Origin of the sequence: Chromobacterium sp. IRSSSOUMB001 (assembly GCF_023507765.1) — a bacterium.
Lineage (GTDB): Bacteria > Pseudomonadota > Gammaproteobacteria > Burkholderiales > Chromobacteriaceae > Chromobacterium > Chromobacterium haemolyticum.
On record NZ_JALCYU010000004.1, the window covers coordinates 173,664 to 195,664 of the forward strand.

Annotated in this window: 14 protein-coding genes and 2 CRISPR repeat arrays; of the genes, 11 read left to right on the forward strand and 3 right to left on the reverse strand. The window is 65.3% G+C overall.

What is annotated here, in order from left to right; all coding sequences use genetic code 11:
- Positions 1-181 precede the first annotated feature (181 nt).
- The 4 genes from MOV80_RS06880 to MOV80_RS06895 all read left to right on the forward strand — a co-directional run bounded on the left by MOV80_RS06880 (position 182) and on the right by MOV80_RS06895 (position 3,568).
- On the forward strand, positions 182-472 hold the full coding sequence (locus MOV80_RS06880; protein WP_227104831.1) for a DUF2218 domain-containing protein: 291 nt from the start codon (positions 182-184) through the stop codon (positions 470-472).
- A 155-nt stretch (positions 473-627) separates the two neighbouring features.
- Positions 628-1,737 carry an ABC transporter substrate-binding protein gene (locus tag MOV80_RS06885; protein WP_081554786.1) on the forward strand — a complete coding sequence of 370 codons (1,110 nt, stop codon included), beginning with the start codon at positions 628-630 and terminating at the stop codon, positions 1,735-1,737.
- Positions 1,734-2,798 carry an iron ABC transporter permease gene (locus MOV80_RS06890; RefSeq protein WP_048414296.1) on the forward strand — a complete coding sequence of 355 codons (1,065 nt, stop codon included), beginning with the start codon at positions 1,734-1,736 and terminating at the stop codon, positions 2,796-2,798. The genes MOV80_RS06885 and MOV80_RS06890 overlap by 4 nt, the downstream gene beginning before the upstream one ends.
- Entirely contained in the window at positions 2,795-3,568 is a 774-nt protein-coding gene (locus MOV80_RS06895; RefSeq protein WP_249604954.1) for an ABC transporter ATP-binding protein, read from the forward strand. Before MOV80_RS06890 ends, MOV80_RS06895 begins: the two co-directional genes overlap by 4 nt.
- Before the next feature lie 230 nt (positions 3,569-3,798).
- On the opposite strand, the gene cas3f is transcribed toward MOV80_RS06895, so the two are convergent.
- On the reverse strand, positions 3,799-7,143 hold the full coding sequence (gene cas3f / locus MOV80_RS06900; protein WP_118268302.1) for a type I-F CRISPR-associated helicase Cas3f: 3,345 nt from the start codon (positions 7,141-7,143) through the stop codon (positions 3,799-3,801).
- Complete coding sequence (cas1f, locus tag MOV80_RS06905) at positions 7,140-8,114, reverse strand: type I-F CRISPR-associated endonuclease Cas1f (protein WP_118268303.1); 975 nt, start codon at positions 8,112-8,114, stop codon at positions 7,140-7,142. The genes cas3f and cas1f overlap by 4 nt, the downstream gene beginning before the upstream one ends.
- A gap of 205 nt (positions 8,115-8,319) precedes the next feature.
- A CRISPR array of direct repeats spans positions 8,320-9,430; the repeat unit is 28 nt; unit sequence GTTCACTGCCGGATAGGCAGCTTAGAAA.
- A gap of 94 nt (positions 9,431-9,524) precedes the next feature.
- Between cas1f and MOV80_RS06910 the strand changes: the two genes are divergently transcribed.
- Positions 9,525-10,433, forward strand: coding sequence for a DUF6216 family protein (locus tag MOV80_RS06910; protein WP_118268304.1), 909 nt, complete (start codon positions 9,525-9,527; stop codon positions 10,431-10,433).
- Positions 10,434-10,504: 71 nt separating this feature from the next.
- Here MOV80_RS06910 and MOV80_RS06915 read toward each other — a convergent pair whose 3' ends face one another.
- Positions 10,505-14,389: an amino acid adenylation domain-containing protein gene (locus MOV80_RS06915; RefSeq protein WP_249604955.1), complete on the reverse strand. Its 3,885-nt coding sequence runs from the start codon at positions 14,387-14,389 to the stop codon at positions 10,505-10,507.
- A 671-nt stretch (positions 14,390-15,060) separates the two neighbouring features.
- On the opposite strand from MOV80_RS06915, the gene csy1 reads away from it, so the two are divergent.
- The 6 genes from csy1 (at position 15,061) to MOV80_RS06945 (ending at position 21,894) form a co-directional block, all read left to right on the forward strand.
- On the forward strand, positions 15,061-16,404 hold the full coding sequence (gene csy1, locus MOV80_RS06920) for a type I-F CRISPR-associated protein Csy1 (RefSeq protein WP_249604956.1): 1,344 nt from the start codon (positions 15,061-15,063) through the stop codon (positions 16,402-16,404).
- Positions 16,401-17,399 (forward strand): type I-F CRISPR-associated protein Csy2, encoded by a 999-nt coding sequence (gene csy2, locus MOV80_RS06925; RefSeq protein ID WP_249604957.1) that lies wholly within the window; start codon positions 16,401-16,403, stop codon positions 17,397-17,399. Before csy1 ends, csy2 begins: the two co-directional genes overlap by 4 nt.
- A gap of 12 nt (positions 17,400-17,411) precedes the next feature.
- The gene (csy3, locus tag MOV80_RS06930) at positions 17,412-18,449 is read left to right on the forward strand and encodes a type I-F CRISPR-associated protein Csy3 (RefSeq protein ID WP_019103000.1); all 1,038 of its coding nucleotides are present in this window, start codon (positions 17,412-17,414) and stop codon (positions 18,447-18,449) included.
- A gap of 3 nt (positions 18,450-18,452) precedes the next feature.
- A complete protein-coding gene (gene cas6f / locus MOV80_RS06935) occupies positions 18,453-19,010 on the forward strand; it encodes a type I-F CRISPR-associated endoribonuclease Cas6/Csy4 (RefSeq protein WP_249604958.1) in 558 nt (185 codons plus the stop codon).
- A 129-nt stretch (positions 19,011-19,139) separates the two neighbouring features.
- A CRISPR array of direct repeats spans positions 19,140-21,257; the repeat unit is 28 nt; unit sequence GTTCTCTGCCGGATGGGCAGCTTAGAAA.
- A gap of 114 nt (positions 21,258-21,371) precedes the next feature.
- Positions 21,372-21,617: a type II toxin-antitoxin system Phd/YefM family antitoxin gene (locus MOV80_RS06940; RefSeq protein ID WP_048414286.1), complete on the forward strand. Its 246-nt coding sequence runs from the start codon at positions 21,372-21,374 to the stop codon at positions 21,615-21,617.
- Positions 21,607-21,894 carry a type II toxin-antitoxin system RelE/ParE family toxin gene (locus MOV80_RS06945; RefSeq protein WP_048414285.1) on the forward strand — a complete coding sequence of 96 codons (288 nt, stop codon included), beginning with the start codon at positions 21,607-21,609 and terminating at the stop codon, positions 21,892-21,894. The genes MOV80_RS06940 and MOV80_RS06945 overlap by 11 nt, the downstream gene beginning before the upstream one ends.
- The last annotated feature ends 107 nt before the right edge of the window (positions 21,895-22,001 follow it).

The window sequence follows — 22,001 nt, forward strand, 5'->3', positions numbered from 1 at the left end:
GGTACATGAGCATTCCGAAGCCGTTGGCAACGCGGTATCGCCGACGCGCAGCAGATTGTGAACAGCTTCTAAGCCGCACCCTGACGGCCCGTCTCCCGACGGGCCGGAAACACCGCACGGCAGTTGCCGAATCCGCCGGATTCGCCAACTGCCTGTTCCCGTTTTTACGATTGGAGAATTGATGATGTTGAGCAGCCGCGCCCAATTGACCACGCCCAATGCCGACAAGGTGCTGTACAAACTGTGCAAGCACTACGCGCTGAAAGTGCCGGTGGAGTTCGACAGCCACCAGGCCCATGTGCACTTCCCCATCGGCGAATGCCGGATCCAGCGCCAGGACGACACCCTGGACATGATCTGTGCCGCCGACGCCGCCGACAAGCTGGCCAAGATCGAATTCATCATGGACGAGCATCTGGGCCTGATGGCCAAGACGCCGGACTTGAAGCTGGACTGGGCCAAGACCGAGTAAGAACCCCAGCCCTGCGGCGTTTTCCGAGCGCGCCGGGCCTGCCCGGCGGCTCTCGTTTCGGTATGATGCTTGCCCACCCGCTCCACTGCCAAAGCCCGTCCACCCGCCCCCACGGCGGGCTTTGACAGCGGAGCCGTATCGCTCAAGGAATCACAATGAAAACACTGTTCTCCCGTCTGCTGCTGGCCGGCGCGCTGGCTGCGGCCACGCTGGCGGCCCAAGCCGCCACCGTCACCGATATCGCCGGCCGTAAAGTGGAAGTGCCGGCCAAGGTCAACCGCATCCTCTTGGGCGAAGGCCGGCTGTTCTACGCGCTGGCCCTGCTGGAAGGCAAGCAGCCCATCGCCCGCATCGCCGGCTGGCAGGGCGACTTCCGCCAGCTGGACCCGCAAACCTACGCCCAGTACAAGCAGCGCTTCCCCGCCATCGACCGGATTCCGCTGATCGGTAAAACCAGCGAGAACTCCGTCAGTGCAGAGAAAGTGCTGACCTTGCGCCCGGACATCGCCGTGTTCAGCATCTCCGGCCACGGCCCGGGCCTGAACAACCCCATCGTGCAGCAGCTGCAAGCGGCGAAGGTGCCGGTGGTCTTCGTCGATTTCCGCAACGCCCCGCTGGAACACACCGTGCCCAGCCTGCGCATCATGGGCAAGGCGCTGCAGCGCGAGGCCGAAGCCGAGCGCTTCATCCGCTTCTACCAGGGCAAGATGGACGCCATCCGCAAGGTGGTGGCCACCATCCCGGCGCAGCAAAAGCCCAAGGCCTTCCTGGACCTCCGCGCCGGCGCCTTCAGCAATGTCACCAGCGCCGGTCGCGGCAGCCTGGGTGAGCTGGTGGACGCCGCCGGCGGCGTCAATATCGCCGACAAGCTGATCCCCGGCGCGGTGGGCGAAGTGAATATGGAGCATGTGCTGGCCAGCAATCCGGACCTGTACATCGGTACCGGCACCGCGGACGCCGCCGAGAAAACCGGCATCCAGTTTGGCGCCAACATCAGCGCGGCGCAGGCGCAGGCCTCGCTCAAGCGCACCGCCGCGCGCAGTCCGGTGGGCGCCTTGCGCGCGGTGCGCGAAGGCCGCACCTTCGGCGCCTGGCACCACTTCTACAACACGCCTTACCACATCGTGCTGCTGGAAGCCTTCGCCAAGGAACTGCAGCCGGCGCGCTTCGCCAAACTGGACCCGGACGCCAGTTGGAAGCAGCTGCACCGCGACTTCCTGGCCATCGAGCCGCAAGGCACTTACTGGGTCAAGGGCGTTAAATGAGCAGCGAGACCATGACGCTTTCCGCCGCCGCGGTGGCGGCGGACTACCGCCGCACCCTGCTGCGCCGGCTACTGCTGGTGGCCGTGCTGCTGAGCCTGCTCGCCGTCTCGCTGACGCTGGACGTCACCACCGGCGCCAGCGGCATGCCGCTGGCCGAATTCTGGCAGACGCTGTGGCACCCCGCCGCCGCAGATCCCGCCACTGAAGTGATCGTCTGGCAGATCCGCCTGCCCTACGCGCTGATCGCCATCGCCGCCGGCCTGGCGCTGGGCCTGGCCGGCGCGGAGATGCAGACCGTGTTGCACAACCCGCTGGCGGACCCGTTCACCCTGGGCCTGCAGCCCGCGGCCGCCTTTGGCGCGGCGCTGGCCATCCTGCTGGATGTCAGCATCCCCGGCGTCCCCGGCCCATGGATGCTTCCGGTCAACGCCTTCGTCTTCGCGCTCGGCTCCGCTCTGCTGCTGGACGTGGTGGCGCGCTGGAGCAATATGCCCACCAGCGGCGTGGTGCTGTTCGGCATCGCGCTGTTCTTCAGCTTCAACGCCCTGGTGTCCCTGCTGCAGTTCGTCTCCACCGCGGACTCGCTGCAAGACTTGGTGTTCTGGCTGATGGGCAGCCTGTCGCGCGCGGACTGGCCCAAGATCGCATTGCTGTTCGGCGCCTTCGCGCTGATCCTGCCCTGGTCGCTGAGCCAGTCCTGGCGGCTGACCGCGCTGCGGCTGGGCGAGGACCGCGCCGCCAGCTTCGGCATCAATGTGCGCCGGCTGCGGCTCAGCTCGCTGCTGCGCGCCAGCCTGCTCACCGCGCTGGCGGTGGCCTTCGTCGGCACCATAGGCTTCATCGGCCTGATCGCGCCGCACATCGCGCGCCGGCTGGTGGGCGAAGATCACCGCTTCTACCTGCCGGTGAGCGCGCTGACCGGCGCCGCCATCCTGTCCATGGCCTCGGTGGTGACCAAGAACCTGGTGCCCGGCGTCATCGTGCCGGTGGGCATCGTCACCTCGCTGGTGGGCATCCCCTTCTTCATCGCCATCGTGCTGCGCAACGGAGGCCGCCAATGAGCTCCGCCCTGTCCATCCATCAACTCTCGGTCAGCTACGGCAAGCGCCAGGTGATACGCGAGCTGGACGTACCCTGTCTGCGGGCGGGCGACATCACGGCCTTGCTGGGCCCCAACGGCAGCGGCAAATCCACCTTGCTGCGCGCCCTGGCCGGCCTGCAGCACAGCAGTGGCGACGTCCGCCTGGACCAGCGCGCGCTCAGCTGCCAGCGCGGCGAAGTGGCCTATCTGCCGCAAACCCTGCCGCCCAGCGTGCATCTGTCGGTGTTCGAATCGCTGATGGTGGCCGGCCAGGCCACCGCCGCCGGCCTGTCGCGCCGCCATGACGACCAACAGGTGTTCGCGCTGCTGCAATCGTTGGGCATCGAGCAACTGGCGCTGCGCTACCTGGACCAGCTGTCCGGCGGCCAACGCCAGCTGGTGGGCATCGCCCAGGCGCTGATCCGCGAACCGGCGGTGCTGCTGCTAGACGAACCACTGTCGGCGCTGGACCTCAACTACCAGTTCCACGTGATGGACCTGCTGCACCGCGAAACCCGCCGCCGCGGCATGGTCACCGTCATCGTGCTGCACGACCTCAACGTGGCGCTGCGCCACTGCGACCGGGTGCTGATGCTGAAGGACGGCGCTTTGCAAGCCAACGGCGCGCCGGACGAGGTGATAGACAGCCAAAGCCTGCGCCGCGTCTACGGCGTCAACGGCCGGGTGGAGCGCTGCTCCCAGGGCGTGGCGCATGTGCTGGTGGACGGGCTGCACAGTGGTTTGCGCTGAGAACCGCTTTATCACCTGCTGCGCGTCGCGAGATGCGGCGCGGCGGGTGCCGCGGCGGCCTCGGCCGCAACGCCTTGGCTCGCGAGATCGTAAACAGACTCCAAGACCTGCCGGTGGGTATCGCCTACGGCTCCACCCTCCCTACGCCCGGCTGCCCGTCATAGCTAGGGTGGCTGGAGCGCAACGATACCCACGCCGCAGCCTCGGCCGTTTTCATGGCCAGCCCAGCCTCAAGCCTTGCAAAACCCCAGCGCCGGATGGAAGCGCCAGCCATTGTCAGACTGCGGCAAGCTCAACCCGCCAAAGCGCCGCGCGCAAGTCTCCAGTTCCATGCCCAGCTCCGCCGCCAGTTCGGCCAAGGCCGCCGGATATTCGCTGACGCCCCAGGGCCGGATATTCGGCTGCGTCAACGCCGCCTCCGGCACCCGCTGGTTCAGGCTGGCCTCCACCGGCGTGAAATGCGGCGGCTCCGGCCACGGCCGGCTTTCCACTCGGTGCAGCGCGTAATCGTCCCCGTCCTCGGTGGGCAGCAACAGCAAGTCCACTTCCGGCTCGCCGCCGGCGCGAAAGGGCTGCTGCTGCGCCAGCACCCCGCTGAGCAGCGCCTGCGGCTGCTGCCAACAGCTATACGCGCCCAGCGGCGCGATGGCCTGGCCCTCCCGCCCCGGCCGGCTGCTGGCGGCTCTGACCTGGCCAGCCGGCGACATCAGCTGCGCCAGCCGCGCGTGCTCCAGGTGCGACAAGCGCCGCTTCGGCTGCAGCGGCTCCGGTTGCACGATGCGCGGCCGCGCGTCCAGATGCCGGTACTCGTCCTCCTCCAGCAGCTCGCTCAACAGATGGCTGTCCAAGGGGAAGGCCTCGTCCTCGAAACCCGGCCAGCGGAAAGCCGGCTGATCCGGCTGTTCCACGCTGCTTAGATTGCGCTCGCAAATCAGCACGTTCACCGCCTCCCAGGGATCCGGGCGGTGGCGGCGCAGCCGGCCGGCCAGCTGGATCAGCGAACGCATCGACGAGGGCTCGACAATCGCCCAATCATAATCGTGATCTCGCCCCACCTCGGTCACCGGCGAACCCAACACGATGAACACATGCTCGCGTTCCGGCTCCGCGTCCAGCTCGCGACGGATGGCCGGCAGCGTGAACACCGCTTTCTCTTTCTCGCGGTTCAGCGCCTGGTCCAGCTGGCGCTCGATGGCGGAACGCAACAGCAAAGGGTATTGCGAGTGGTAGACGCATAAATGCAGCTGCCAGTGCGCCGGCCACGGCAGCGCGTACAAGGCCAGCGCCACTTCGAACAAGGGCTGGATATTGGCCATGCGCACCAGACCGAAGCTGACCGCCTGGCCGCTGATCGGGTCCCGCTGCTGATTGAGCCGGTGCAAGCGCTCTATGGCCGGCTGCAACTGGGCGGCGAACTCGCGGCGCATCGCCGGCGCCTGCCCCTGGCCAAAGCTCAACGGCAGCAGCTCGGCGTTGCGCCGCGCCGGCTGCGTGGCCAGCCAATCAGCGCGCCGGCCGGCAAACTGCCGTTGCCGCCGGCGGAAAGCGTCGACATCGGCGCAGTCCTCCTGGGCCCGGTCCTGTTCATCCACCCAGGCGCAGCACACCGCCAGCGGTCGCCCCGGCTGGCCGCGATTGGTCTGGAACTGACGACGGCCGGCCAGATACGCCTCGAACAAACCTTCAATCAGCGCCGGCGGCAAGGTGGCGGACGACAACAGCAGCCGGCTGCCCAGCAGGCCGGCCCAATGCGCCAGCCGGGTCAGCGCCGGCAAATCTGTCAGATCGAAATCGTCCGGCTCGTCCAGCACCAGGTCCCCGCTCATCAGCCGCAGCATGGGCGCGATCTGCCGCCCGCCGCGCAGGCTTTCCGTTGCCGGCGTCAGGTGGTCTATGGTGCACACCAGCAACGGCGCCTGCAGCAGTTTGGCTGTTTGCGGATCGCGCAACGCGCGCGACAGCAGCGGGTGCTCGCCGCCGGCCTCGTAACGCACCTCGCCGCCCTCGTCCCACAAGGCCTGGCGCGAGGCCGAGCCGCTGGCCTCCGCCTGCCGCTGATAGTGTTCAAACAGCTGGGTATTGGCGCTGCCGCCCACGCAGACGGCCAGATCCTCGTCGTTCAGGCGCAGCCGCTGGCGGAAGGCCCGCCCGGTTTGCAGCGTCAGCGCGCGCAGGCCCAAGGCGAACGCGCAACGCAGGCCCAGCGCCGGGTCCGCCAAGGCGTACATGATCCGCGCATTGCCCAAGGTCTTGCCACAGCCGGTGGACGCCATATTGACGATAAAAGCGCCCTGCTCCGCCGCCCGCGCCCGCATTCCCGCGGCCAGATCCGCGGCGCGGTCCTGCCAGCGGAAACGCGCGTCGGGGCTGCGTTGCAACAAGCGCTTGCGCCGCAACAGCCGCGGCAACTCGCGCTCGAAACCGGGCAAGGCGCGGCATACCAGCGCGCTATGCTCCGCCACGCCCAGCAAATGCTCGTCCAGCGGCTGATTGAAATCGCCGGACCCGCCATGGGTGTTGGCCCACAGCGGATAGCCGGCCTGGCCGCGCTTGTGCCGCAGCTGCGCGTAATCCAGGCTGGAGAAATGATGGTCCGCCAGCATCAGGCTCAGCCGCGCCACGTGCATCGCGTAAAGATTGTCCAGCCAGCGCGTCTCGCCGCGCGCGGCCAAACGCGCCGCCAGCTTGTCCGCCAGCCGCGCGGCGCGGCGGCTCCAGGCCGGCGTGCTCACCGGCAGGCCCTGCGGGAAGCTCCAGTACGGCGCCAGCTGCGCCGGCTCGGCCTCAACATCCCGCCATTCATTCCAGCGCGCGTCGATATGAGCGGGGATATTCAACAACATGCGGCTTTGAAAACCCTGCAGCTTGCCGCCCAAGCGGCACTGTTTGCCCTCCGCGAAGTCCGGCATCAGCGGCAGCCGGTGATGCGTCAGCACCAGCCAGCCCACCGCGGCGGCCAGCGGCGGCAAACGGGCGAACGGCGGCTCGCACTCCGCCCCCATGCCGTCCGCCTGCAAGCGCTCCAGCCAGCTGGCATGGTCCTGCTCCGTCGGCTGCCGCAAGCGCGCCAGCCAGCCGGCGTCGTCGTCGTCGCCGACAAAGGCCTGAAACAAGCGCAAGGACACCCACTCGTGGCGGTAGAGATTGCGCTCGGTCCGCTCGCCGCGCAGCCGTTGCTGAAACGCCTGACTGGCCTTGCCCAAGTCGTGCAGCAAGGCCGCCAGGCCAGCCAACAGCTGGATGTCCTCGCCGCTGTGCCAATCGTTCTCATCCGCGCTGCGCAGCACATTGCGGCGGGTGCTGTGCGTGGGCGTGGCGCCGTCGGCATTGAAGCGGCTGGCGTCGCCCACTATCCACAACAGCTCGCTATGGTCCTGGCCGCGTATCCAGTGGCAGGCCACCGCGGTGTTCTTGCGCGCGCTCTGGCGCAGCAAGCGCCGCAGCGTGTCCAGCCCGGCCTGGGTGATGGGCGTCTGCCAGACGCGGTCGCCGCGGCGTTCGGCGAACTGGTCCAGAATCTGCCGGCTGCGTGTCAGCGCCTTCTTGTCGCATTGCGAGATCAACAGGATATTCATGCCGCCCGCCCCCGCCGCTCGGCAATGTCCTTCAAGGTCTCGATGATGAAATCCAGCGCCTCGCCGCGGGTCAGCGCCTCGATGCAGGCCTGACGGAAAGTCTGCTCATCGTCGCCGCGCATCGCGGAGACAAAGGCCTGCGGCAGGATCAGCGCGTCCTTGACCAGGTCCGCCGCGTCGAACACCAGCCCGCCGCGCCGGGTCTTGCCGTGCAACACCGCCAGGCCGTGCGGCAAGCCCAGCACCCAGGCCGCGGTGGCGCCCAGGCCGTAAGCCAGATAATTGCCATGATCCAGAAACGCGTTGGCCGGGTCCGTGCCGGAGCCGCGCTTGGCGCGGCTGAAATCGCCATAGCCGGTGGCCTGCGCCGCCAAACGGAACAGCAGCTTGGTCAGCCGCGCCTCCTCGGTCAGCAAATGCGCGTGGTCCGGCGCCTGGGCAATCGCCTGGCGCGAGGCCTGCAAGGCCGCCTCCAGGCTGGCCTCCTCCACCACGAAGCCAGCTTCACGCAAGGCGCGGCTGCCCAGCCAATGCCGCTGCAAACAGCCCAGCCGCGCCAGCTGCACATCCTTGGCGGCCGCCAGCCGCTGCGCGTCGTCAAACCAGAAGCGCACCCAGTACTGCAGATATTCCGTGGGCCGGTACTCGCTTTGCGGCGCAAACCACGCCGCCTCCTGCTCCAGCTCGTTGGCGCTGAACAAGGGCGTGCCGCCCCCGCCGCAAAACCCCACCATCACCCCGGCCTTGGCCAGCTCCCGCATCGCCGCCTGCGTCACCGAAGTGCCGGTGCCCAGCAGAATGCAGCTGGTATTGGCGATGGGGATATTCCAATACAACGAGGCCTTGCCGGCATCGGTGACGTACTCCACCCGCCCGCCGTTGACCAGCACCCGGCAGTGCTGCAGGTAGTAAAGATTGGCGCGCTTGGAATGCAGAATGGTCTTGAGATCGGACGGGGAAAAATCGGACATGGCGATACCTTTGGGATGGAACGCGACAGCGCATCTTGCCATGAGCATGAAGGGCATGACAGCCAGCGAGATCAACCATTTTTTCCAGACCTCTCTTCTGACCCTGTAAAAACAATCACTTAGCCTGTGGCTGAAAATTTGGGTCAAAGCCGGAAAAATCGCTGCAATGCCTACGCCATAAGGCAAGGGGGCGGTGTAGACTCTAGTTCACTGCCGGATAGGCAGCTTAGAAAATCTCAAGCAGCGTTTGCTCAACATGCCACGTGTTCACTGCCGGATAGGCAGCTTAGAAACCGCCGCCCCTTCACAAAGCGCACCAGCTTGCGGTTCACTGCCGGATAGGCAGCTTAGAAATGGACAAGCTGAAATTGCTTGGCTTTATTCCGGTTCACTGCCGGATAGGCAGCTTAGAAAAGCTCGGATAGACAATTACATTGCCACTAGACGTTCACTGCCGGATAGGCAGCTTAGAAACGCCCCCAGCTTGCCGCACACGACAGAAAAGGGTTCACTGCCGGATAGGCAGCTTAGAAAAGCACCGCGATACCGGCAGTAATGGCGGCAGTGTTCACTGCCGGATAGGCAGCTTAGAAATCCCCCGCTCTCAGGAAAGCCCATTGCTTTGAGTTCACTGCCGGATAGGCAGCTTAGAAATTCGGTTTCCCGCTTCACGACCTGGGGTCAGGGTTCACTGCCGGATAGGCAGCTTAGAAACGGGCGGCTATGCCGATGCGCGGGCGCATATGCGTTCACTGCCGGATAGGCAGCTTAGAAAAGCACGTCATTAAACCAAGCAGCAACAATGCCGTTCACTGCCGGATAGGCAGCTTAGAAATGGTCACCGGGTGAACGGCGACGTGCGTTGCAGTTCACTGCCGGATAGGCAGCTTAGAAAGCAGCGTGGACGAGCTCAGCCGGCTGCGGGAAGTTCACTGCCGGATAGGCAGCTTAGAAATTGCGCAAGCCGCGAAGAACATCAATCGTCGGGTTCACTGCCGGATAGGCAGCTTAGAAAATTCCAGATCAACGGGAAAACCTACGCCAGCAAGTTCACTGCCGGATAGGCAGCTTAGAAACGGCAGCACCATGTTGGCGTCAACGCCTTCCAGTTCACTGCCGGATAGGCAGTTTAGAAAAAGCACTGCATCTGGTCCGATACGGCTAATGCGTTCACTGCCGGATAGGCAGCTTAGAAATTTGCGATCGCGTAGCGCGTGCCGCGCTCGCGGTTCACTGCCGGATAGGCAGCTTAGAAAGTCAGATGTGCGCCCAACATACCGCCGGCCACGTTCACTGCCAGCTAGTCCGCAAACAAAACGCCCCTGATGGGGCGTTTTTCTTGATCTGCTTCCAGAGCAAATCCTCTCCCCGAGGATAAAATATGCCAATCACATTGACAAAGGAGCCTCCGTGGAATACATCGACTACGTCAACCAGGCATCCAAGCTGATCTCGCCCCTCACCGCCATCTTCCTGGGCGCGCTGCCGGTATTGGCCATTCTGTTCGTGGTGCTGCGCACTCAGTCCTACCACATCCCCTTGACGCTGCTATGGCGCATTGTGGGCGGCAAGAAGGAGATCAACGACAAACTGCTGGCGGACTTTCTGGATGAAAGAAACGCCATCATGAAGTTCCGCACCCTGACCGGGCTTAAGATCCGCACCAAGCAAGAAATGCTGGCGCTGATCCAATGGGCGGCCAAGCACAACGAGGATATCGACGACGTCAAACGCTGCGGGCATTACTTCAAGCTCAGCGAGCCCGGCAATATCACCTCGCCCAATAGATTTGGCAGCATCGCCCTACTGCTAGCGGTTCTCGCGCTGGGCATCCTCACCGCCAGCGGTGTTGCCAGCACCGGCATAGACGACGGCCTCTATGCCACCACGGAAAGCAAGACCTGGTTCTTTGCCAGCAGTCAAAAAACCATCACCGGCTTATGGGGCAAGAACAAAATCAGTGAAAGCGACTGCGCCAAACCCACGCTTCCCGCCACGGGTTTCTCCCCCGGCGATGCCCAGATTTTTTGCAAATTCTTCAAGCAGACCAATTACCCCAAGGCGATCAGCGACACCGTATCAAAGCAACGCATGCTGCTCTTATTTCTAAGCGCCTATACCGGTTTCTTCCTATTCCTAACCGTGCAGCCATTGCGCCGCTGCGTCAGCGCGAAGGAGATGATTCGTCGTCAAAAAGCACTTCAAGCGAAGCAGGAAGAAAGAGGCCAGCTCACCACTGAGCCTCTCCCCACCACAGCGGAGATGACCGCCCCGCTCCCGGCAAATCATACGCAAGCAGCCCCTGCTGCCAGCGAATGAACAGCCTGACAGCATAGACAAAAACGCCGCTCAACCAAGGTGAACGGCGTTTTTCATCAAACCGGCGCGGCTCAAGCCAAACGCCGCGCCAACTCCTCGCCTATCCGCCGCATCGGCTCTGGGTCGCTCATGCCGAAGTGGTCGCAGTCCAGCTCCACGCACTCCAGCTTGCCGCCGAGGAAGGGCCGCCAATCTTCCGGCTTGGGCGCGTCTTCCGGGTGAACGCCGGCGCGGAACAGCAGCAAGTCGCCGTCGTAACGCGGGGTTTGGCTGTCGCGGAACAACTGCATGCCGTGCAGCGAGGCCTCGCCCAGCCGCTCCAGCGCGGCGCGGCCCAGCGGCGCCAGCGGGCTGCCGGGACGCAGCAGGCGCTGGTAGATCGCCTCATTGTCCAGCGGCTGGCCGTTTTCGTCGGCGTCCACCTCGCCGTTGACGCTGAGCACCGTCACCAGCGCGTCGTGCAGCGTCGGCTGCGGCCGGCCCTGCCAGCTGGCGGTCGGATAACTGTCCATCATCGCCGCCAGTTCCACGGTTTCGCCGGCGGCGCTCAGTTGCGCCGCCATCGCCTGCGCCAGCCCGCCGCCCAGCGACCAGCCCAGCAAGCGGTACGGCCCTTGCGGCTGGACCTCGCGCACGCGGGCCACGTAGTCCGCCACCATCGCGTCGAAGCTGGCCGGCTTGTCGCCGGTGATGCCGGTGGCCTGCAGGCCGTAGATGGCCACGCCGGGCAGGTGCTTGGCCAGGCCCAGATAGCACCAGGACAAGCCTTCCGCCGGGTGCAGGCAGAACAGCGCCGGCAGCGCGCCGGGCTGGATGGTCAGCAGCGGCGCGAACTCCTGGCCTTCGCTGGCCGATGGTGGCCGGTGCGCGGCGGGCGCGCTCAGCGCCTGCGCCAGCGCCGCCACCGTGCTGTGGCTGAACAGCGCGGACACCGCCACTTCGCGGTTCAGACGCTGCGCCAGCCGGTTGGCCACCTGGATGGCTTGCAGCGATTTGCCGCCCAGTTCAAAGAAGTTGGCGTGGCGGCTGGGCGGGGTCACGCCCAGCACCTGCTGCCACACCTCCATCACCTGGCGTTCCAGCGGGCTGGCGTCGTCCGCCGCGGCCGGCGCTTGCGCTTCGATGCCGGCGGCCAGTTGCTTGCGGTCTATCTTGCCGTTGACGTTGCGCGGCAGGCTGTCCAGCCAGCGCCAGTGATCCGGGATCGCCGCCGCCGGCAGCACCTCGGCCAGGCGCGAGCGCAGCGTCGCCGGCTCGGTCTCGCCGCCGCTGAGGAAGGCGGCCAGGGTATAGCCGCCGCCGGCCAGCGGCAGCCCCACCACCGCCGCTTCGCGCACCTCCGGGCAAGCCAGCAGCGCGTTTTCGATTTCGGCCGGGTCGATGCGCAGGCCGCTGATCTTCATTTCATGGTCCAGCCGGCCCAGGAAGCGCAGCTGGCCGTCGCTCAGACGCGCGCGGTCGCCGGTGCGGTAGGCGCGCGGCGCGCCGGGCAAGGCGTCCAGCATGACGAAGCGGCGCGCGGTCAGTTCTTCACGGCCCAGGTAGCCGATGGCCAGCGCCTCGCCCAGCAGGCACAGCTCGCCGTCCTCGCCCTGCGCCACCGGCTGCAGGCGCTCGTCCACGATGGCGGCGCGCACGCCCGGGCGCGGCAGGCCGATGGGCACGCTGTCACCGCCGTCCCACACCGCGCCGGGGCCGGACAGGATGGCGCTGGTGGCGATGATGGAGGCCTCGGTGGGCCCATAGCTGTTGAGCAGCACGCTATTGGGCAACAGCGCCTGCCAGCGGCCGGCGCGTTCCGGCAGCGCGGCTTCGCCGCCGATGATGGTCAGCCGCACGCTGGCCAGCTGCGCGGCCAGTTCCGGCTGCAAGGCGAAGGCCAGCTCGTGCCAGAAGGCGGTGGGCAGGTCCAGCACGCTGATGCGCTGGCGCGCCACCGCGGCGGCGAAGGCCGGCATCGATTCCAGCATCGCGTCGGTGCGCAGCACCAGAGTGCCGCCGTGGCACAGCGCCAGGAAGATTTCCTCGATGCTGGCGTCGAAATGCAGCGGCGCGAATTGCAGAATGCGTTCGTCCGCGCCGATGCGGTAAAGCTGGCCGGCGCTGCTGACAAACTGAGCCAACGCGCCGTGGCTGACCAGCACGCCGTTGGGCTTGCCGGTGGAACCGGAGGTGTACAGCACATAGGCGGCCTGGCCGGCTTCCGGCGCCGGGTCCGCGGCGGCCAGCGCGTCCTGTTGCGGCGGCTGGTCCAGGCACAGCGCCGGCACCTCGCCCACTAGCGGACGCCAGGCGCTCAGGGTGACGGCCAGCCGCGGCCGCGCGTCGTCCAACACCATGGCCAGCCGCGTCGGCGGGCCGTGCGGGTCCAGCGGCACATAGCAACCGCCGGCCCACAACGTGGCCAGGATGGCGACGATGGCTTCCGGGCTGCGCGGCAGCACGATGGCCACCCGCTCCTCCGCCTGCAGGCCGGCGGCTTGCAGACGGCCGGCCAGTTGCAGCACGCGCTGCAACAGCTCGCGGTAGGACAGGCGCTCGCCGTCCTGCTCCAGCGCCGTCGCGTCCGGCCGCGCGGCGGCGGCGGCGCGGATCAGGCTCAGCACCTCCCGCGGCTCGCGCTCCAACGCCGGGCCGTCCAGCACGCTCAGCGGCGGCAGCTCCGGCAACAGCTCGCTCAGCGCGGCTTCCGGCGCGCGGCCGGCCCAGGCGTCCAGCCAGGCCAGCAAATCGTCGCGCAAGCCATCCAGCTCCGCCTGCGGGTAAGCGTTGGGATTGGCCTCCAGGCACAGCCGCCACTCGGTGTTCAACAGACTGAAATTGATCGACACATCCTCCACCGGGCCGGAGCCCAGCGGCAGCACCCGGCTGTCCAGGCCGGCGAACGGCGCGCGGCGGTCGAAAGGCATCAGGTTCACTACTGCGCCGAACAAGCGCTGCTGGCCGCCGACGCGCGCCAAATCCCCGCGCAGTTGCTCGTAGCGGTAGCGTTGATGCGGCCGGATCGCGCGCAGGCTGTCCGCCAGCTGGCGGCTTAGTTCCGCCGCGCCCAGCTCTTCGTCCAGCCGCAGGCTCAGCGGCGCGATATTCATCGCCATGCACGGCACCGCCAGCGCCGGCGTGCCCAGGCGGTTCATCACCGGCAGGCCCAGGGTCAGCGCGCGGCGGCCGCTGCGCTTGGCCAGCCAGGCGCCCACCGCCGCCAGCAGCCAGGCGCCCCAGTCCACGCCGTGCTGTTTGGCCGAAGCCTGCCAGGCGGCGATCTGCGCCGGGCTCAGCCATTGCTCGGCCTTGTTCACCCCCTCCGCCAGCAAGGCGGCGGGCGCCAGCGTGCTGGCCGCCGGCTGCCGGCCCTGGCGCTGCACCCAGAAGTCGCGGTCCTGCGCGCAGGCCTCGCTGACCTGGTAGTCGTGATCGGCGGCGACGATCTTGTCCAGCGACCAATCCGCCAGCGGCGGCAAGGCCTGCTGTTTGACGCGGGCGCTGTAGCGCGCCGCCAGCGCCTGGCTCAGCAAGCCGTAGGCGAAACCGTCCAGCGCGATATGGTGGGTTTGCAGATACCACCAGTGCCGCTCCGGCCCCAGCTTCAGCACCGCGCCCAGATAGAGCGCGTCCCGCGCCGGATCGCATGGCCGCGTCAGCGTCTGGGCCACCCAGGCCCGCGCCGCCGTTTCCGGCTCCGCCTCCGCGCTGAAGTCCAGGCAGGGTATCTCCGCCTGCGCGGCCACCGGCTGCTGCCACAGCTGGTTGCCGTCAAACTCGAAGCGCATGTTCAGCGCCGCGCAATTGGCCAGCACCTCGGCGGCGCTGTCGCGCAAGGCGTCCAGGTCCAGCGCGCCGCGCAGCTCGGTGGCTTCGGCGGTGAGGTAACTCGGGTTGTCCGGGGAGAGTTGCTGCCCCATCCAGATGCCGTGCTGCGCGGCGCTGACGGGGAGGCGAGAAGCGGTCAAAGTCATAAGAAGGCGTGCCGTTGCGGTTCCATGCCAGCGCGTATGATGCGTGGGCAGATCAAATGAGAGCAGCAATCTTACACTATAAATAGGAATGATTATCAATATTGGTTTGATTAGGCCTATCCCATCTCCAGCCTCAGCCCCGCTCGGCAAAGCCGCCGCCCTTGCAGGCTATCCCCCAGCCGCATGCCTCCTCCAAAACACCAACCCTCCCCCGCCTGATTCAAATCAAGTAAATCCCACCCACTGTCCATTCCAATACGATCCCGCCGCAGGCACACTGGCAGACGGCATGCCAAGCGAATGGACGTAAAAAAAGGCCAGTCGCTTGCGCGCCGGCCGGTCTGAGCTGCCTATCCGGCAGAGAACTGAAATGAAAGTTTCAGTTGGACTATTTCTAAGCTGCCTTATACCGGCAGTGGCGCCGATGTTACAAGTCACCTACACCACATACCGATAAATGCATGATTCAGTTTGACTAGGTAAAAAATTAGCGTATGGTTGGTGTTGCGCAAGCACGTGACAAAGTTGGAAGACCGGACCCACACCCATCCTAATCCCTTGCATAACAGGAGGATGCGCATGCGATGAAGCACCGAGCCAAGGCCCCGGCAGCCTAATAGCGCCGGGGCCGCGTTGCTGTTTGTTCCTGACTTTGTGATCCAAGGACAGCCATGCCCCCTACCCTCACGCCCCGCGCCACCGCACTACGCGCCTTGATTGCCGGCTTCATCCGGCAACGGCGCGACGACAAGCTGGACAAGCTTGCCCCCGACGACGACGCCAAGCGCGAAGCGCTGCTGGCCCAGCACCAGCCCGCCGCCTGGCTGGCGGACGCCGCCCGCCGCGCCGGCCAGCTGCAAGCCGCCACTCACACCCTTAAAGCCGTTCACCCGGACGCCCGCGGCAGCAACCTGTACGCGCCACCCTCCTCCCTGCCGGCGCGCCGCGAAGTGGGCAGCCACTGCCTGGGCGCGGATTTTGCCGATGACGTGGTGGGCAACGCCGCCGCGCTGGATGTGTACAAGTTTCTGAAGCAACAGCACGACGGCCAAAGCCTGCTGGCCCTGGCCTTGGCGCAGGACGCCGACCTGGCCGCCGCGCTCAGCGACGACGCCGAGCAGGCGCAGGCCTGGATCGCCGCCTTCGCCGCGCTGACCGACGCCGGCGCGGACGCCGCCAGCCACAGCCGCGCCAAACAAGTGTATTGGCTGGTGGGTTACGAGCCGGCCAAGGACGAGGACTACCACCTGCTGGCCCCGCTCTACCCCAGCGCGCTGGCGCAGCGGCTGTACCAAACCATCCAGGAACATCGCTTCGGCGAAGCCGCTAAGGCCGCGCGCCAGGCCCGCCGCGAACAGCGCGATCATCCGCACGGCTATTGCGACTATCCGCAGCTGGCGGTGCAGAAACTGGGCGGCACCAAGCCGCAGAATATTTCCCAGCTCAATAGCGAGCGCAAGGGCAATAACTATCTGCTGGCTTCCTTGCCGCCGCAGTGGCGGAGCCTGGGCCTGAAACCACCGCTCAATACCGAAGACGCGCTGCTGCGTTTTGGCCGCCGCAACGATGTGCGCCGGCTGGTCCGCCAGCTGCGCGCCTTTCTGGAAAGCCAGCCGCGCAAGATCATGGACACCCGCGACCGCCGCGACGAGTTGAGCGACGCGCTGCTAGAGGAACTGCTGCTGTTCGGCAAGGAAATGCACGAGGGCCTGCCGCCCGGCTGGAGCGCGGAAGCGCGCTGCCGGCTGCCGGAATACCAGCAGCTGTGGCTGGACCCCTGGCGCGCCGATACCGACGCGGACTTTGCCGCGCGCTGGCACGGCGAGGACTGGCCGCTGGACGTGGCCAAGCGCTTCGGCCGCTGGCTGAACCAGCAATTCGACGCCAGCCCGCTGGAAATGGGCGACGCGGAATTCCGCCACTGGGCGCGGGAGCTGGCCGGGGACCTGGGCTGGCAGGCCCAGCACGATCAAACCCGCCGCCAGCTGGCGGCCATGGCCAAGGAGCAAGCATGAGCACCCTGCCCGTGATCACCGGCCTGCTGAGCGTGCCCCGGCTGCGGGTGCAAAACGCCAACGCCATTTCCAGCCCCTTCACCTGGGGCTTTCCGGCCATCACCGCCTTCACCGGCCTGGCCCAGGCGCTGGAACGCAAGCTGGCCGGCAGCCTGGATTTGCAGTTCGAGGCGGTGGGCGTGGTTTGCCACCATTACCAGGCGCAGACCAGCGGCGCTTACACCCAGGGCTTCCACCTCAGCCGCAACCCGGTGGACAAGGACGGCAGCACCGCCGCCATCGTGGAGGAAGGCCGCATCCACTTGGACATCAGCCTGCTGTTCGGCCTCACCGGCGAAGCGCTGGCCGCGCCCAGGGAGCAGCTGCCGGCACTGGCGCAGCAAGTGGCGGATACCCTGCACGGCATGCGCATTGCCGGCGGCAGCGTGACGCCGCCGTTGCCCGGCCACCGCCGTCCCGCGCCGCTGCTGATGACCTTGAACGAGGACGAGGCGACGCGGCGCGAAGAATTCCGCCAACTGCGGCGCAGCCTGCTGCCCGGCTTTGCGCTGGTATCGCGCGACGACTTGCTGCAAAGCCATCTGGCCACGCTGCGCGCCAGCCAGCCACAGGCGGACGCCTTCGACGCCTGGCTGGACCTGTCCCGCATCAACCACGCGCCGCACTGGCAGGAACAAGCGGACCCGGCCGGCGGCGAGCCGCGCCGCACGCTGGAATGGCGCAGCCAACGCGGCCACAGCCAGGGCTGGACGGTGCCGATGCCGGTGGGCTACGGCGCGCTGTCCCCGCTTTACCCGGCCGGCCGCGTGGCCAACGCCCGCGACATGCATACGCCGTTCCGCTTTGTGGAAAGCCTGTATTCGCTGGGCGAATGGGTCAGCCCGCACCGCTTGCACGATGTCAGCCAACTGCTGTGGTACGCCGATGACGACACCGCCAGCGGCTTGTACCGCTGCCGCAATGATTACGCCGCCACCTTGGACATAGAAGACTAGAAAGGAAGCCCCATGAGCACCGCACCGCTGAAAACCGCTACCGTATTGGCCTTTGAACGCAAGCTGGACCCATCCGACGCCTTGTTTCACGCCGGCGACTGGCAACAGCGCGAGCAGCACGCCGGCTGGGAGCCGGTCAGAGTCATCGAAAAATCCGTGCGCGGCACCATTTCCAACCGCCTGAAGACCAAGGACCAGGACCCGGCCAAGCTGGACGCGCAGATTGAAAACCCCAATCTGCAAACCGTGGACGTGGCCGCGCTGCCGCACCACGCGGACACCTTGAAAGTCAGCTTCACGCTGCGGGTGCTGGGCAATGTCGGCGCGCCGTCCGCCTGCAACGACAGCGCCTACCAGGCCAAGCTGCGCGCCACCGTGGCCGGCTATGTGCAAGCCCACGGCTTTGCCGAGCTGGCGCGCCGCTACGCCTGCAACCTGGCCAACGGCCGCTTCCTGTGGCGCAACCGCGTGGGCGCGGAGCAGGTGGAGGTGCGGGTGGCGCTGCTGGAGCAAGGCCAGCCGGCGCAACAATGGCAGTTCGACGCGCTGGCGCTGTCCCTGCGCCACTTCGACCCCGGCAGCCAGGCCGCCGCGCTGGAACAGCTGACCGCCGCCATCGCCGCCGGCCTGGCCGGCCAGCGCCATCTGCTGTTGCAGATCACCGCCTTTGCGCGGCTGGGCGCCGGCCAGGAGGTGTTCCCGTCGCAGGAACTGATCCTGGACCGTGGCCGCGGCGACAAGAGCAAGACCCTGTACGCCATTGAGCAAGGCGCGCTGAAAATCGCCGCCATCCACTCGCAGAAGCTGGGCAACGCCATCCGCACTATTGACGACTGGCACCCGGAAGCCGAGCAGCTCGGCCCCATCGCCGTAGAGCCCTACGGCTCGGTCACCACGCTGGGCAAGGCCTGCCGCCAGCCCAAGGCCAAGTCCGACTTCTACACCCTGCTGGACAACTGGGTGCTGAAAGACCAGGCCCCAACGGCGCATGATCAGCACTTTGTGCTGGCCACGCTGATCCGCGGCGGCGTGTTCGGCGCGGCGGAGTAAGCCATGGATCATTACCTGGACATCCGGCTGCGTCCGGACCCGGAGTTTGCGCCCACGCTGCTAATGAACGCGCTGTTCGCCAAGCTGCACCGCGCGCTGAGCGAGCAAGGCCGCGACGACATCGGCGTCAGCTTCCCGCGCGCGGCCCCGGCCGCCGCGCTGGGCGACACCCTGCGCCTGCACGGCGGCCACGCCGCCTTGCAGCGGCTGATGGCCGGCGACTGGCTCAGCGGCATGCGCGACCACATCGCGCTGGCCGCCATCCAGCCGGTGCCGCCGCAGGCGGAGGCCTGGCAGGTACGGCGCAAGCAGGCCAAGACCAATCCGGACAAGGAACGCCGCCGGCTGGTGCGGCGGCTGGGCATCAGCGCGGAAGAGGCCGCGCGGCGCTTCCCGGACAGCGCCGCCCGCCGGCTGACCCTGCCCTTCCTCACCCTCAACAGCGCCAGCACCGGCCAGCGCTACCAGTTGCACATCGAGCAACGTCCGGCCCCAGCCACCCGCAGCGGTCGCTTCAACACCTTCGGCCTCAGCCCCGACGCCACCGTGCCGTGGTTCTGACCCTTTTTTCCAAGCCCCGCCGCCAAGCCTATTAAATCAAGGGCTTGGCGCGGGGTGCGAGAAAAGGGTTTTTATTGGGGAAAGCGATGCTTTCCCCCGCTGGCGCGGGTTTGCGGGGGAAAGGCTCTAGTTCTCTGCCGGATGGGCAGCTTAGAAACATCACCACCACGCGGCGGCACGGGTCTTCCGGTTCTCTGCCGGATGGGCAGCTTAGAAAGTAACGAGAAACCGCGAGATGGATTTTTGGCAGTTCTCTGCCGGATGGGCAGCTTAGAAATCTTGCAATTTGTCTAGTCCTGCCAATGTCACGTTCTCTGCCGGATGGGCAGCTTAGAAAGCTGGTATCGACCTCGACCGCTAACTGGCCGGGTTCTCTGCCGGATGGGCAGCTTAGAAAACCAAGGCGAAACAGGATGCTGTCAGCGCCAAGTTCTCTGCCGGATGGGCAGCTTAGAAAGATCAGCACCGCGCCGAAGGATGGAACAGTAAGTTCTCTGCCGGATGGGCAGCTTAGAAACTGAAGCCAAGCAACTGATCGACGTACGCCTGAGTTCTCTGCCGGATGGGCAGCTTAGAAAAGTTGCATAATCATGTCATCAATTGTTTTCCAGTTCTCTGCCGGATGGGCAGCTTAGAAATTGCCGGCCAGCATTGCGCCTCGGCATGAATTGTTCTCTGCCGGATGGGCAGCTTAGAAATGGGAAGGGCGCCGGCGTCGGGAAACCCTCGAGTTCTCTGCCGGATGGGCAGCTTAGAAAAACGACCAGGTGATCCAGAATGCGGATGTCCAGTTCTCTGCCGGATGGGCAGCTTAGAAATGGACGAGGCCGGCGTTGTGCCTACGCGCTTGGTTCTCTGCCGGATGGGCAGCTTAGAAATGCTTTTCCTTGTCGGTGGCGGTTTCGCGGGTGTTCTCTGCCGGATGGGCAGCTTAGAAAGTAAAATGGTCGCCGCCGGCGATAGCTTCCCGGTTCTCTGCCGGATGGGCAGCTTAGAAAATCTGGCGCTCGGTACAGGATGGCACGGCACTGTTCTCTGCCGGATGGGCAGCTTAGAAAACCAGTTCGGGCCGTTCCGTGACTTCCAGCTCGTTCTCTGCCGGATGGGTAGCTTAGAAATGGTCAGTACGCTGGGGCTTTTCGCTGGGAGTGTTCTCTGCCGGATGGGTAGCTTAGAAAATTCCGGAAACCCCGCATGGAGAACTGCATGGGTTCTCTGCCGGATGGGTAACTTAGAAAGAAATGGACTGGGCCGAGAACTGCGAAGAGCTGTTCTCTGCCGGATGGGTAGCTTAGAAAACAGCCTGCTCCACATTGCTGCATTTGACTATGTTCTCTGCCGGATGGGTAGCTTAGAAATGTTTTCCATCAGCCCAGACGGTGACTGGAAACGTTCTCTGCCGGATGGGTAGCTTAGAAATTAACAGACAAGTATCACCGCCATCCGGCAGAGTTCTCTGCCGGATGGGTAGCTTAGAAAGCTAACGAGATGATGGAGCACGACAGCTACGAGTTCTCTGCCGGATGGGCAGCTTAGAAACTGCCCTGTCGGCATGGGCGCGGGTGAGGATTGTTCTCTGCCGGATGGGCAGCTTAGAAAGCAGAAGAAAACTTCAGCGCTTCGGCGGCGGCGTTCTCTGCCGGATGGGCAGCTTAGAAAAAGTTCGGCGCGATGCTGAACCGAATTATCGGGTTCTCTGCCGGATGGGCAGCTTAGAAAAATTGTGACCGCCCAGGCGGCGCCGATGCCTGGTTCTCTGCCGGATGGGCAGCTTAGAAATGAGCCTAAGAAGCGTGGCCGTCCGGCCTCTGGTTCTCTGCCGGATGGGCAGCTTAGAAAACAGAAAGAAGTCCGAGAAACGGACGTATGGTGTTCTCTGCCGGATGGGCAGCTTAGAAATCAACCAGTCCACGCTTACCACGCTAGCCGCCGTTCTCTGCCGGATGGGCAGCTTAGAAAATTGATATCGAAGCGCGGCGCCGCGACGGCCCGTTCTCTGCCGGATAGGCAGCTTAGAAATGCCGCTGCGGCTGCTTCAGGTTCTCTGCCGGATAGGCAGCTTAGAAAAGCGCGGTGGGCGTCCGCTGTATCCAGTTCGCGTTCTCTGCCGGATAGGCAGCTTAGAAAAGCGGCCGCTGATCATCGACGAGGCCGACTATGTTCTCTGCCGGATAGGCAGCTTAGAAAAGGCGGGCGGCTGATTGATCGGAGCGCCGGGAGTTCTCTGCCGGATGGGCAGCTTAGAAATCTCAAGAGGTGAGTGGGGCCTGCCGGCTCTAGTTCACTGCCGGACAGGTAGTTCTCCACAACAAAATCAATGCTATATTAGGCATCTAAATTGACATTGACTAGGGAGAAATTATGGACTTGGTACTTGCCGATGTGGCCGTCAGCGTCACCGAGCTCAAGCGCAATTTTGCCGGCATCATGCGCGAGGCCGCAGGGCATCCGGTGGTGATCCTGAATCACAACCGCCCAGAGGCCTATCTTGTCCCTGCCGCCCAGTACGAACGCATGATGAGCCTGCTTGAAGACATTGAGGACACAAAGCTGGTGTTGGAACGTCGGCAGCAGCCCACTGTCAAGGTGGACCTGGATGAGCTATGAAATTGTCTTCCGGGTGGATGCGGAGAAGGAATGGCGAAAGTTGGACCCATCAATCCGACAGCAGTTTGCCAAGAAACTGAGAGAACGAGCCGAGCATCCGCACAACCCTGCCGCCAAGCTGCATGGCCTGGAAGGCTGCTACAAGATCAAGCTGCGTCAGACCGGATACCGGCTGGTCTATGAGGTGGACGACGGCAAAATCATCATCATCGTGGTGGCTATCGGACATCGCGACAAGAACCAAGCCTACCAAAAAGCCAAAGCGCGCCAGGGCTGAGCCGACGCAAGCCCGCGACAGCTGCACCCGCTGTCCTCATAGCCCCGCCCCCTGCCCCTCCTCCCCAAATCCCCTCCCCCACAATCCTTCCAATCACATTATTCTCA

Excerpts from the sequence above, each read along its gene's own strand:
- MOV80_RS06880 (WP_227104831.1), top strand. The coding sequence starts at position 182 with ATGATGTTGAGCAGCCGCGCCCAATTGACCACGCCCAATGCCGACAAG.
- MOV80_RS06885 (WP_081554786.1), top strand. The coding sequence starts at position 628 with ATGAAAACACTGTTCTCCCGTCTGCTGCTGGCCGGCGCGCTGGCTGCG.
- MOV80_RS06890 (WP_048414296.1), top strand. The coding sequence starts at position 1,734 with ATGAGCAGCGAGACCATGACGCTTTCCGCCGCCGCGGTGGCGGCGGAC.
- MOV80_RS06895 (WP_249604954.1), top strand. The coding sequence starts at position 2,795 with ATGAGCTCCGCCCTGTCCATCCATCAACTCTCGGTCAGCTACGGCAAG.
- cas3f (WP_118268302.1), bottom strand. The coding sequence starts at position 7,143 with ATGAATATCCTGTTGATCTCGCAATGCGACAAGAAGGCGCTGACACGC.
- cas1f (WP_118268303.1), bottom strand. The coding sequence starts at position 8,114 with ATGTCCGATTTTTCCCCGTCCGATCTCAAGACCATTCTGCATTCCAAG.
- MOV80_RS06915 (WP_249604955.1), bottom strand. The coding sequence starts at position 14,389 with ATGACTTTGACCGCTTCTCGCCTCCCCGTCAGCGCCGCGCAGCACGGC.
- csy1 (WP_249604956.1), top strand. The coding sequence starts at position 15,061 with ATGCCCCCTACCCTCACGCCCCGCGCCACCGCACTACGCGCCTTGATT.
- csy2 (WP_249604957.1), top strand. The coding sequence starts at position 16,401 with ATGAGCACCCTGCCCGTGATCACCGGCCTGCTGAGCGTGCCCCGGCTG.
- csy3 (WP_019103000.1), top strand. The coding sequence starts at position 17,412 with ATGAGCACCGCACCGCTGAAAACCGCTACCGTATTGGCCTTTGAACGC.
- cas6f (WP_249604958.1), top strand. The coding sequence starts at position 18,453 with ATGGATCATTACCTGGACATCCGGCTGCGTCCGGACCCGGAGTTTGCG.
- MOV80_RS06940 (WP_048414286.1), top strand. The coding sequence starts at position 21,372 with ATGGACTTGGTACTTGCCGATGTGGCCGTCAGCGTCACCGAGCTCAAG.
- MOV80_RS06945 (WP_048414285.1), top strand. The coding sequence starts at position 21,607 with ATGAGCTATGAAATTGTCTTCCGGGTGGATGCGGAGAAGGAATGGCGA.